The sequence below is a fragment of the Metabacillus indicus genome, from assembly GCF_046603695.1.
Taxonomy (GTDB): Bacteria; Bacillota; Bacilli; order Bacillales; family Bacillaceae; genus Bacillus_P; species Bacillus_P indicus.
Genome location: NZ_CP176757.1, coordinates 3,614,368 through 3,625,959, shown reverse-complemented (window position 1 = coordinate 3,625,959; position 11,592 = coordinate 3,614,368). Strand labels below are relative to the sequence as shown.

The following is an 11,592-nucleotide window of genomic DNA, read 5'->3' as shown; positions in this document are numbered from 1 at the left end:
AAGCCTCTTATGACCCTTCAGACAATTCTCCCGCAGCTAAAGGTAACAATCCAAGCCCCTAATGACCCTTCATGCCTTTCCGCCGCAGCCGAAGGTAACAATCCAAGCCTCTTATGACCTTTCAGACAATTCCGCCGCAGCTGAAGGTAACAATCCAAGCCCCTAATGACCCTTCATGCCTTTCCGCCGCAGCTAAAGGTAACAATCGAAGCCTCTTATGACCCTTCATGCCTTTCCGCCGCAGCTAAAGGTAACAATCGAAGCCTCTTATGACTCTTCCATCCATCTGCTAAAAAGCACATTTTCCAACTCAAAACACTCCGGCTTCCCATAAACCGGAGTGCTGCAGTCTTACTCTCTTTTTCCTTAAGCCGGTGCATCTCCCGGCCAAAACGGTGCCAGGATCTCTTTCAGCACCCCTGCACTGCGGCGGAACTTGCTTTGTTCGTCTTCGCTTAAGTCAAGCTCAACGATTTCCCTGATGCCGTCGCGGTTAATAACGGCGGGTACGCCGATGTACACATCAGATTCGCCGTATTGTCCGTCAAGACGCGCAGAAACGGTGAGCACACAATTTTCGTTATGAAAGATGGCTCTTGTGATGCGGACAAGGCCCATGGCAATGCCGTAATAGGTTGCGCCTTTTCTCTCGATAATCTGATAGGCTGCGTCGCGTACATTTTTAAAGATCTCATCCAGGTCTTCTTTTTTATAGGTGCTGTTCCGTTCAATCATTTTCATAACAGGTATGCCTCCGACGTCCGCAGTGCTGTACACCGGCAGCTCGCTGTCTCCGTGCTCGCCTATGATGTATGCATGGACGTTGTTCGGCGCAATTTTAAAGTAATCTCCAAGCAGGTAGCGGAAGCGGGATGTGTCCAGAATGGTTCCTGAACCAATCACTTTCTCCTGTGGCAGTCCGCTGTATTTCCATGTGGCATACGTGAGAATATCGACGGGATTTGTTGCAACGAGAAAGATGCCGTCAAATCCTGATTGCATGACACTCTCGGTAATTTCTTTGAAAATCTTCAGGTTTTTTGAAACAAGATCAAGGCGTGTTTCGCCTTTCTTCTGATTGGCGCCTGCACAAATAACAACAAGGTCTGCGTGTTTGCAATCTTCATAGTCTCCGAGCCTGATGGCAGTCGGATTCGGAGCAAAGACTTTTCCATGATTCAGATCCATGACATCTCCAAGGGCTTTTTCGGCATTCGCGTCAATAAGAATCAGTTCATCTGCTATTCCCTGATTCATAAGAGCAAACGCATAGCTTGATCCTACAAATCCGGTTCCAACAAGCACTACACGGTTTATTTTTTCCTGTGCCACAGTGCAACACCCTCCCATTATTATGTGAAAAACTTCACAATATAATTTTACCTTAAAAAGGAAAAAATGTCCATTCCTGTTTAGAAAAAATAGGCAGATTCATCAATGTTAGGATTTATGACATGATTTACAGAAAACTGGTTGACAACATTCAATATTCAGATAGAATATAGAATAATAGTTTAATGTTATGTTTTATAACATGTAATGTAAGATAAAGATCATCAAGGAGGACATTCAATTGGATTCGGTGTATTTATTAAACAGTTTATGGGTGGTGCTGGGTGCCATTCTTGTCATACTTATGCAAGGCGGGTTTATTCTGCTTGAAGCAGGCTCGACCAGGATGAAAAATGCAGGGCATATTGCAGGGAAAACGATCTTTACGTTTGGTCTTGCATCGCTTATTTTCTGGGCGGTTGGATTCGGTTTTATTTTCGGTGACAACAGCAATTTCTTTGTTGGACTTTCTCATTTTTTCTATTCTGGATACGAGCTTGAGGGGATGAATTTATCTTCATCTGTTTTCTTTCTTTTTCAGCTTGCATTCGCAGGGATTGCGATCACCATTGCTCTTGGCGGATTTGCTGAGCGCGCGAAGCTTTCAGTTTATCTTGTGTTCACGGTTTTGTTTTCGGCGCTTGTGTATCCTGTAGTCGCTCACTGGATTTGGGGAGGCGGATGGCTTGCAGAGCACGGCAAGCAGGATTTTGCCGGTTCGACAGTTGTTCATTTAACAGGTGCTATGGCTGCTTTAGCTGCTACAATTCTGTTAAAACCCCGTATCGGAAAATTTAATCAGGACGGCTCTGCCAACAGTATTTTCGGCCACAACCAGGTCTTTACGGCTCTTGGTGTGCTCGTACTGTGGATTGGCTGGTTCGGCTTTAATGCCGCTAGTACGCTCGGAGTGGAAGATGGCTTTTTCGGCTATGTAGCCCTGAATACGAACCTTGCGGCTGCTGCCGGCGCGGTTGCTGCTCTGCTTGTTTCATGGGCGGTTCTCGGGAAATCAGATGTCCCGACGATGCTGAACGGGGCACTTGCCGGCCTTGTCGCGATTACCGCATCATGTGCATTTGTTGAAACGTGGGCAGCTGTTCTAATCGGATTTGTTGCCGGAATCCTAGTTTTCTATAGTGTGAGATTTTTTGAAAAGAAAAGAATAGACGATCCGATCTTTGCTTTATCCGTTCACGGGGCAGCGGGTGTTTGGGGAACCATTTCAACCGGATTTTTTGCAGCGCCTGAACTTGCAACAGTAGGAAAGCCGGGACTTTTTTACGGCGGCGGTTTTGAACAGCTTGGCGTTCAGGTCATGGGCGTCGGGGTATCAGGTGCATATGCCTTCATCGTTTCGTTTGTCATTCTTTACGCAGCAAAAAAGCTGATGGGCGGTCTGCGTGTGACAGAGGAAGAAGAAATTATGGGTCTTGATATGAGTGAGCATGGAAGTTACGGCTATCCTGAAGTATTCTTATCAAAAGAGGATAAGATCAGCTCGTAATGGAGCGAAAGGGACGTGCGGTTCATGGGAGATAGCTACGGGTCAATCAAGGAGTGGAGAGAGAAGGAGATTCAGAATCATATGTCTGATGCGCATTCGCTGAATGTGTTTCATGACCGGGTCATGCGGACGGTTTTCGAACGGTCTCTGCAGATTGTGAAGGAGGAGAAAGGGGATCCTCCTTCGCCCTATGCATGGTTTGTCATGGGGAGTGCAGGGAGATTTGAGCAGGGGGCCGTAAGCGATCAGGATCATGGAATGGTGTATGAAAAAAGTGGTGCAGCTGAAGAGGAATACTTTCTGGCTCTCGGAAAAGAACTATCGGACGGACTTCATGCTGCAGGCTACCCTTATTGCGAAGGGAAAGTGATGAGCTCAAATCCTTTATGGTGCAAGTCAGCAGAAGGATATGAAGGACAGCTCGACAAATGGATGGAAGATGTCAGCTTTGAATCGATGAGATACCTGCAGATCTTCATTGATGCAAGAACCATGGCGGGGGATGATAAGCTGCTTGTCCGTTTAAAGCGGAGGGTGGACAATCATCAAAAGAAAACGCCAAAGCTTCTGCAAAGGTTTTTGGATACCATCATGCACATCAAACCGTCTGTCGGACCGCTCGGACAGATTTTTACAGAAAGCAGCGGCCATTATCAGGGGTGCTTGAACATTAAACAGGCGGCATTTCTTCCATATGTCAATGCGGTCAGAATTCTTGCCATTAAAGAAGGGATTATGGAATCCTCCACCCTTGAGCGGATAAACAGCCTTTCCCGGCAGGGTGAATATAAAAATGAACTTGAAATCTATAAAGACAGTTTTCTGAGATTGCTTCAGTTCAGGATGTCGAATTTAAAGAGAATTAAAGAGTATGATGATGTGCATTATCTGCCTGTACAGGACCTTACCCGTGCGGAAAAGAAAGAGCTGAAAACGATTCTGAAGAACGGGAAGAAACTGCATCACTACGTTCAAGTGATCATTGAAAAGGGTGTTCATTCATGAAATCCAATCCGTTTATTCATTTTATCAGGGAAGTGCACGGCAAGTTTCAGACGAGTGTTTTCGGAACGGCACAGGGCGGGCAAAATTCCCAGCAGATTGCCTTTTTGAGGCAGCTCCAGCGGGAAATGAAGGCGGAGGAAGTGATGTCTGTTCCTTTAGAAGAGTTTTCCGCTGTCGTGTTTGATATTGAAACGACAGGCTTTTTTCCTGAACAGGGAAATGAAATCATTTCAATTGGTGCGGTGAAAGTGAAGGGAAGCGAGATGCTCGAAGACGAGCGGTTTTATACACTTGTCCGGCATGAAAACGGCCTTCCTGATGAAATCAGCACGCTGACGGGAATTACAGAAGCGGAATTGGAACGGGCACCGGCCCTTGAGGAAGCGCTCATTCAATTTTTTAAATTTGTGAAAGGGGATACGCTTGTAGCGCATCACTCAGCTCATGAAAAAAAGTTCATGCAGCACGCAAGCTGGAAGCATTTCCGGGCACCCTTCAAGCACCGGATCGTCGATACTTCCTTTCTTCAGCGGATTGCTGAACCCCACACGGATTTTGTCAGACTCGAAGACTTGTGCGAACACCGGTCTATTCCTGTCACTGACCGGCACCATGCCCTTGGAGATGCCGTCATGACAGCCAAACTCTGGTGCGGGTACATTGAAGATGTGAAAAAAGAGGGCTGCAGAAACCTTCGGGATATTTATGAACGGATCGCTGCGGGTTAAAAGCATTGCCATTTGACTTGGCAGTGTTTTTTTTTTTGATTCAATTCATGAATTTTGCTACTTCTATGAACAACTTAAATGCACCAGTGAACTGTAGCGGAAGGCACTTGACTCCTTGTCCAGCTGCAGCGCTCAGGCTCCTCTGTCAGAACAAAATCCCCCAAAAAGGCGGGACCCGGACTTTTCGGGGGATTTCTTATCTGACTGCCGGAGCAAAACGGGCGCTTCCGCTTTTCTGGGGCATAAAGAGGGCACGGGAGACCCCGCAGGCTGGCCGAGGAGGCTCCCGGCCCTCCCCGCGGAAAGCAAGTGACTGGAGCGCAAGGGAACGGGTACAATTCAAAAATAAAAATCGGAGTGGTAACAGTTTTACTTTTAAAAGAAAAAACATCAATCCATCAATCTAACAGGTTCAAATAATACAGAATAAGGGTAAAGCCATAGAAAAGAACACATTCAAGGGGGAATCGGGTTTGAAGCAGGCGATGCTGATTGTTAATCCATCTTCAGGCAAGGAAAAAGGGGCCGAATACACGGAATATGCCCTGGAAACAATGAAAAAGATGGGCTATGAAACGGAATTGCGTGAAACAGAGGGGGAAGGGGACGCCAGAGATTTTGCACGCGAAGCCTGCGAACGGAGGCTTGATTTTATTGCGGCAATGGGCGGCGACGGAACAATTAATGAAGCGATCAACGGAATAGCTGAACAGGAGCACAGACCGCTGTTCGGCCTTATCCCTCTTGGTACGGTCAATGATTTTGCGAGGGCGCTGAATATCCCGCTAGATCCGGAAGCTGCAATCAGCTTGATGAAGAAGCAGCATTCTAGATGGACAGATGTAGGCAAAATAAACGACCGCTATTTTATCAACATTGTAGCTGTCGGCGCTCTCGCTGAAGCGTCCTTTTCCACGCCTGTTGAGCAAAAAACAAAGCTTGGTCCGCTCGCCTACATTGTCGAAGGGGTAAAAAAAATGAAAGAAAAGCAGCCATTTGAACTCCGCGTCAAGCATGAAGAGGGCGTGTGGGAGGGAGAGGCGCTGCTCATGCTGATCGCCCTGACGAATTCTGTGGGCGGGTTTGAAACCATTGCGCCAGAAGCAAAGGTCAACGACGGCAAACTGCACGTCTTGATCATAAAAGATATGGCCTTGCCTCAATTTCTTCTGCTGCTCCCAAAAGTGATGACAGGGGATCTGGCAGAGAGCGAGCAGGTTGTTTATTTAAAAGTTCCCGAGGTAGATGTTTCCTCTACATACGAAATGATTGCAAATGTTGACGGGGATGAAGGGGATAAGCTGCCTGTGAAAGTGGGCAACTTAAAACGGCACATTGAAATCCTGGTTCCGAAGGAGGAAGAGTAATGTTAATGACTGTAACCGACCGGGCGAAGGAGCAGCTTAAAAGCATACCGGATGACAAAATGCTTCAGCTCTCGTTTGACCGCGGCAGCTGTGACATCGTCAATACCCTTTATGAAATGAAAGTTGTCCCTAAACGCGATCCGGCAGACTATGAAAAAATACTGGAAGTGGAAAAACTCAGCATCCTGGTTGATCATGATTTTGAAGAAGCCTATGATCACGAGCTGACCATAGACTTCGCAAACAACTTTTTTGTTTTTAAAAATAAGAATCAGACATTCAATAATAGGATTGGCTTAAGATATGTATAAAAAGAAAGGGATGGTTCATCCCTTTCTTTCATTCTGAAAGCATCCCTTCAGCTCTTTATTAATGACTGATTGCCCTGAATCAGTTTGAAAATATCCACAACCATCGGTTCTTCCTCTGCGCCTGAAAACAGTTCAACGCCAGTTACAATGACATCTGAAGAGCCCGCCTGAGGCAGCTTGTTGATTAAGATCAGTGCCTGGGCTGTACCTGCTGGTGCTGCAGAGACGGTTTCACGAACGTTCATCGTTCCTTTATTGCCGGCATTAAAAGGAATGTTTTTGATAAGGCCGTAACCAAGGAAAGCGTACGAAGCGCTGTAATAAACAACAGAAATTGTAAGCGGAGCTCTAACATCTGATAAGGCAACAAGAAGTTCGAGCGTCTCTCCGGAATTAACTTTTACATACTGTGAGATGCTGCTGTTGACGGTTCCGCCATGAAGTTTGGCAGCAGACGGTGCTGCAGGTGATGCATTTGTGCAGGTCCACGGCAACAGGGATCCCGCATCAAAATGACCATTTATCATCCGATTGTTCATAGGTTCATATTCTCCTTTAGAGTAGTCTTCCTACTATATGTACGTGCCTAATCAATTGACAGTGCTAGTAACTATAAACCTGATATTCAATTGGCGAACCTGAAAAAAATTCCAGATAAAAAACATTTGCAAACGTTATCATAATCGGGTAAGATGACTATCAAAGGCATCCGAAACGTTTTGGAGGAAAGTATTTTGACTACGATAAAAGACATTGCGAAAGCGGCAGGCGTGTCGGTAACGACTGTATCACGGGCACTGAACGGCTATTCCGATGTGAATGAAAAGACAAGACGAAAGATAATGGATATTGCCAAACAGCTCAATTACAGCCCGAACACACTGGCTAGGGGACTTGTCATGAAAAAGTCCAGAACCATCGGGATGCTTGTATCCGGCATGAACCGTGTCAGCTCCAAAGACAATTTCACTTTTGAGGTTCTCTCGGGCGTAAATGAATGCATTTCAGAACGTGATTATGATCTGGTGCTTTTCAGTACAACAACGACAAAGCAGCGGGAGAAAACGTACTCGCAGCTGTGCAGGGAACGAAGAGTTGACGGAGTCATTCTTCAAGGGATGAAAATCGATGACCCTTATTTAAAGGAAGTTGTAGAAAGCGACATCCCGTGTATGCTGATTGATATCCCGATTTCATCAAAGAGCGTGGGCTATGTCACAACTGACAACGTTCTCGGGGCAAAACGAGCAGTCCGGCATCTCATTCAATCCGGCCATAAAAACATCGGCTTGGTGAATGGCCATGATCAGGCTTATGTCAGTAAACAAAGGCTTAAAGGCTATATGGAAGCCCTGCAGGAAGCTGGACTTCAAGTAAACGGGCAGTATATCGCGAGCGGTGACTTTACGGAGGAAAAAGCAGAGGAAGCAGGAACGATGCTTTTAAAAGAACACCCTGAACTGACAGCCATTTTCTGCGCAAGCGATCTTATGGCGCTCGGCGTGATAAAAAGTGCAAAAGCAGCGGGACTTTCCGTTCCTGAACAGCTTTCTGTCATCGGCTACGACAACATTCTGCTTGCAGCCTATTCATCACCTCCTCTGACGACCATTGCCCAGAACAAGTTTGACCTCGGCTACAAAGCAGCGAATGCACTCATAGATATGCTTGAAGAAAAAAGCGATGCACAAGTTATTACACTTGAAACAGAATTAATCATAAGAGAGTCTGCAAAATAAAAGCCACTTACGTGGTACTGCTAAAAACCGAAACGTTTCGGGAAGTGCTGCATGAAATCCAAAACGTTTCGGAACCATCAAGGAGGACATTCATGGATTACAGAGTGATTAAAGAAAACGACCTGTTTCTGCTGACAGACACAAGTGGGAATATACCTGAAAACCATCCGTACGGCTTAGGGCTTTACACAAAGGACACACGCTTCCTGAGCAAACTGGACTTGAAAATCAACGGCGAAGATCCTATCCTTCTCTCATCTGAAGCGGATAAAAACTACAAATCAAGCATTCTATTAACGAATCCCCATATGGAAAAAGACGGCGAGCTGATTCTGTGGAGAGAATCCGTTGAAATGGAGCGCTCCCGTTTTATCTACGATGATGTGCTGTACGAGGAAGTGAAAGTGAAAAATTACTTTCCGAAACCGGTAAAATTTGAAATCAGTGTGCATGCAGATGTTGATTTTCTCGACATGTTTGTTGTCCGCGGATTCCAAAACGGCGATCTTGGCAAAAGAACCGGACAAAAGGTTGAGGAAAACACCCTTTCGTTTCACTATGAAGGCGCAGACCATGTAAACCGCAGCACGGTCATTACCTGGGATAAACAAGCGAAACGCGCTGAAGAGGACGGAACCATTGTTTTCGAATTTGAACTGGCACACGGGGAATCAGATTCGGTGACACTTGCCGTACAGCCGAAAATTGGCGACATCAGCGGAAATAAGATGGTGAAAAAAGAAGACGCTCTTCAAAAGCTTGAAGCTTCATATGAAAAATGGAATGACGGCACAGCGACAGTGAAAACTGATTTTGCACCGCTGCAGCGTCTGGTTGACCGCGGGCTGAATGATATGAGAGTGCTTTTGACAGACGTTGGGTTTGGACCTTTCCCGGTAGCAGGACTTCCTTGGTTTGGCGTTCCATTTGGACGTGACAGCCTGATTGCCGCACTTCAGATCCTTCCTTTCCAGGCAGAGATTGCAAAAGGCACCCTTCTTACAATGGCGCACTACCAAGGGAAGAATCTGGATCCTTGGAGAGATGAGCAGCCGGGTAAAATCATGCATGAAATCCGGTTTGGAGAGCTTGCAGCGACAGGGCAAATCCCGTTTACCCCATATTACGGAACGGTTGACGCTACACCGCTGTTTTTAATCCTCTTATCAGAATATGTGAAATGGACGGGAGATTTCGAGCTTGCTGAATCGCTTGAGACGACAATTGAGAACGCTTTAATGTGGATCAATGAATACGGAGACCGCGATGATGATCTATTTGTTGAATATCATCAGGAGTCAAGCAAGGGCATAGCCAATCAAGGCTGGAAGGATTCAGGTGATTCAGTTGTTCACCGTGACGGGGAGTATGCGAAAACGCCGATTGCTCTCTCAGAAGTACAGGGCTACGTCTATCAGGCGAAAACAGGGCTTGCTGATATCTATGAAAAAATGAATCTTTCTGAAAAAGCAAAACTTCTCCGCAGACAGGCATCAGCTTTAAAAGAGAGATTTGAAGAAGCGTTCTGGATGGAGGATGTTCAGTTCTATGCCATCGCTCTTGATGAAAAGAAAGACCAGGTAGGAACGATTACGTCAAATCCCGGTCACGTTCTGTTTTCAGGCATGCTCAGCGACACCCGGGCAAAATCAGTAACAGACATGCTTGTGTCGCCGAAAATGTTCTCAGGCTACGGCATTAGGACAATGGCGGAAGGCGAAGCCGGCTACAATCCGATGAGCTATCATGACGGCAGCATCTGGCCTCATGACAACAGCATGTCACTGCTTGGAATGAGCAAAACGGGCTTCCATCAGGAAACAGCCAAAGTCATAAACGGTTTGATCGAAGCGGCATCACACTTTGAATATGACCGTCTGCCTGAACTGTTCTGCGGTTACAGCAGCGAGGGAGGCAAGGCGGTAAAATATCCTGTTGCCTGCTCGCCTCAGGCCTGGGCAGCCGGAACACCGCTTGTGTTTATTCAATCTCTGCTCGGGTTATTTCCGGACAGCATAAAGGAAGAAATCACGCTTTCACCTGTTCTGCTCCCAACAATGAATTCACTTGAAGTACATGATCTCGCAATCGGAAAGGGAAAACTGTCTCTTTCGATCAAACGCAGCGGAACAGATTACAAAATCGAAGTGCTTAACAATACGACAGGATTTCAACTTAACACATCTAAGCAGCTCGCACAGAAATAACCCATTATCTTCTGGGGGGGAACCCCCTTTAGATCATAAAAATTGGAAGGGGTAAAGGACATGAAATCAAGAAAATGGATGGCGGGACTTGGAATTGCTTCAATGCTGATGGCGGGTGTTCTCTCAGGGTGCAGTTCAGACGGAGCTTCTAAAGAAGGGACAGACGGAGAAAAGACAGAAGTGACACTTGCCGGATGGGGAGGAAATCCGACGGAAGAAAAGCTTTTAAAGCAGACCATTGCTGACTTTGAAGAGAAGCATCCGAACATTGATGTGAAAATTGAGGTTATTACGGAGCAATACATGGATGTCATTAAAACCCGTCTAATTGGCGGCGAAGGTCCGGACGTGTTTTACCTGGATGCTTTTGAAGCTCCTGCGTTAATCGAAACGGGCGTAATTGAGCCTCTTGATGAGTATGTAACAGAAGATTTCGATGTAGAGGATTTTGAAAAGCCGTTGCTTGAAGCGTTTATTGCGGATGACAAAACGTACGGTTTTCCAAAAGATTACTCGACTCTAGCGTTATTTTACAACAAAAAAATGCTTGCTGATGCGGGTGTAGAAGTACCGCAGACGTGGGATGAATTCCGCGAGGCAGCTAAAAAGCTTACAAAAGACGGACAGTACGGTTTCGGGGTTGCACCTGAGCTTGCACGCCAGTTCTGGGTGGCTGAGTCCCTCGGCGGAGATGTGGTAAAAGACGGCCAGGCAAACTTTGCATCAGATGAAGTGGCAGAAGCATTAAAACCTGTCATTGATATGCACAATGTCGACAAGTCGGCCGTTGAACCTAAAGAGGTCGGCGCGACTTGGGGCGGAGAAGTATTCGGCCAGCAGAAAGCTGCTATGGTCATTGAAGGAAACTGGGCGATCCCGTTTCTTGCTGATACATTCCCGGATGTAGAATACGGAACAGCCGAGCTGCCTTCCATCAATGGTGAAAAATCAACTATGGCTTACAGTGTTGCTTATGTCATGAATGCTGCTTCTGAAAAGAAAGAAGCTTCATGGGAACTGCTTTCTTATCTGACAGGAAAAGAAGGAATGGAAACGTGGACAAGTAAAGGCTATGCACTGCCTACACGTAAATCAGTGGCTGAAAAGCTTGGCTATGATCAAGACGAACTAAGAGGACCTCTTGTTGCCGGGGCATCCTATGCGACTGTCTGGTCAGAGGGTTCTAATCTGCCGATCATCATGAACAACTTCAACAACCAGTTTTTGAGTGCTTTCCTTGGAGACCGGCCGCTTGAAGAGGCTTTGAAAGAAGCGGAAAAACAGGCAAACAGCGAGATTGACTCAAAATAAACTGCTGAATCGGGAGAATGGGAAGCGTGACCTTCCTTTCTCCCTTTAAAAAATCTGCACGGCTTCTTTCTGCTGAAGTTAAGGC

Annotated in this window: 10 protein-coding genes; 8 read left to right on the top strand and 2 right to left on the bottom strand. The window is 46.3% G+C overall.

Annotated elements, in window-relative coordinates:
* Positions 1-366: 366 nt before the first annotated feature.
* On the bottom strand, positions 367-1,332 hold the full coding sequence (locus tag ACK1LH_RS18520) for an L-lactate dehydrogenase (protein WP_282033844.1): 966 nt from the start codon (positions 1,330-1,332) through the stop codon (positions 367-369).
* A gap of 241 nt (positions 1,333-1,573) precedes the next feature.
* Here ACK1LH_RS18520 and ACK1LH_RS18515 point away from each other — a divergent pair, with 241 nt between their 5' ends.
* The 5 genes from ACK1LH_RS18515 to ACK1LH_RS18495 all read left to right on the top strand — a co-directional run bounded on the left by ACK1LH_RS18515 (position 1,574) and on the right by ACK1LH_RS18495 (position 6,250).
* Positions 1,574-2,839, top strand: a complete 1,266-nt coding sequence (locus ACK1LH_RS18515) for an ammonium transporter (RefSeq protein WP_411333881.1) — start codon at positions 1,574-1,576, stop codon at positions 2,837-2,839.
* Positions 2,840-2,863: 24 nt separating this feature from the next.
* A complete protein-coding gene (locus tag ACK1LH_RS18510; RefSeq protein ID WP_411333880.1) occupies positions 2,864-3,844 on the top strand; it encodes a DUF294 nucleotidyltransferase-like domain-containing protein in 981 nt (326 codons plus the stop codon).
* The gene (locus tag ACK1LH_RS18505) at positions 3,841-4,572 is read left to right on the top strand and encodes an exonuclease domain-containing protein (RefSeq protein WP_411333879.1); all 732 of its coding nucleotides are present in this window, start codon (positions 3,841-3,843) and stop codon (positions 4,570-4,572) included. Before ACK1LH_RS18510 ends, ACK1LH_RS18505 begins: the two co-directional genes overlap by 4 nt.
* Positions 4,573-5,045: 473 nt before the next feature.
* A complete protein-coding gene (locus tag ACK1LH_RS18500) occupies positions 5,046-5,939 on the top strand; it encodes a diacylglycerol/lipid kinase family protein (RefSeq protein ID WP_029284504.1) in 894 nt (297 codons plus the stop codon).
* On the top strand, positions 5,939-6,250 hold the full coding sequence (locus ACK1LH_RS18495; protein WP_029284502.1) for an iron-sulfur cluster biosynthesis family protein: 312 nt from the start codon (positions 5,939-5,941) through the stop codon (positions 6,248-6,250). The genes ACK1LH_RS18500 and ACK1LH_RS18495 overlap by 1 nt, the downstream gene beginning before the upstream one ends.
* A gap of 47 nt (positions 6,251-6,297) precedes the next feature.
* Here ACK1LH_RS18495 and ACK1LH_RS18490 read toward each other — a convergent pair whose 3' ends face one another.
* A complete protein-coding gene (locus ACK1LH_RS18490; protein ID WP_411333877.1) occupies positions 6,298-6,789 on the bottom strand; it encodes an NTTRR-F1 domain in 492 nt (163 codons plus the stop codon).
* Positions 6,790-6,984: 195 nt separating this feature from the next.
* On the opposite strand from ACK1LH_RS18490, the gene ACK1LH_RS18485 reads away from it, so the two are divergent.
* The 3 genes from ACK1LH_RS18485 to ACK1LH_RS18475 all read left to right on the top strand — a co-directional run bounded on the left by ACK1LH_RS18485 (position 6,985) and on the right by ACK1LH_RS18475 (position 11,507).
* A complete protein-coding gene (locus ACK1LH_RS18485; protein WP_411333876.1) occupies positions 6,985-7,989 on the top strand; it encodes a LacI family DNA-binding transcriptional regulator in 1,005 nt (334 codons plus the stop codon).
* A 92-nt stretch (positions 7,990-8,081) separates the two neighbouring features.
* Positions 8,082-10,196 (top strand): amylo-alpha-1,6-glucosidase, encoded by a 2,115-nt coding sequence (locus ACK1LH_RS18480; protein WP_029566890.1) that lies wholly within the window; start codon positions 8,082-8,084, stop codon positions 10,194-10,196.
* A gap of 60 nt (positions 10,197-10,256) precedes the next feature.
* The gene (locus tag ACK1LH_RS18475; protein ID WP_411333875.1) at positions 10,257-11,507 is read left to right on the top strand and encodes an ABC transporter substrate-binding protein; all 1,251 of its coding nucleotides are present in this window, start codon (positions 10,257-10,259) and stop codon (positions 11,505-11,507) included.
* The last annotated feature ends 85 nt before the right edge of the window (positions 11,508-11,592 follow it).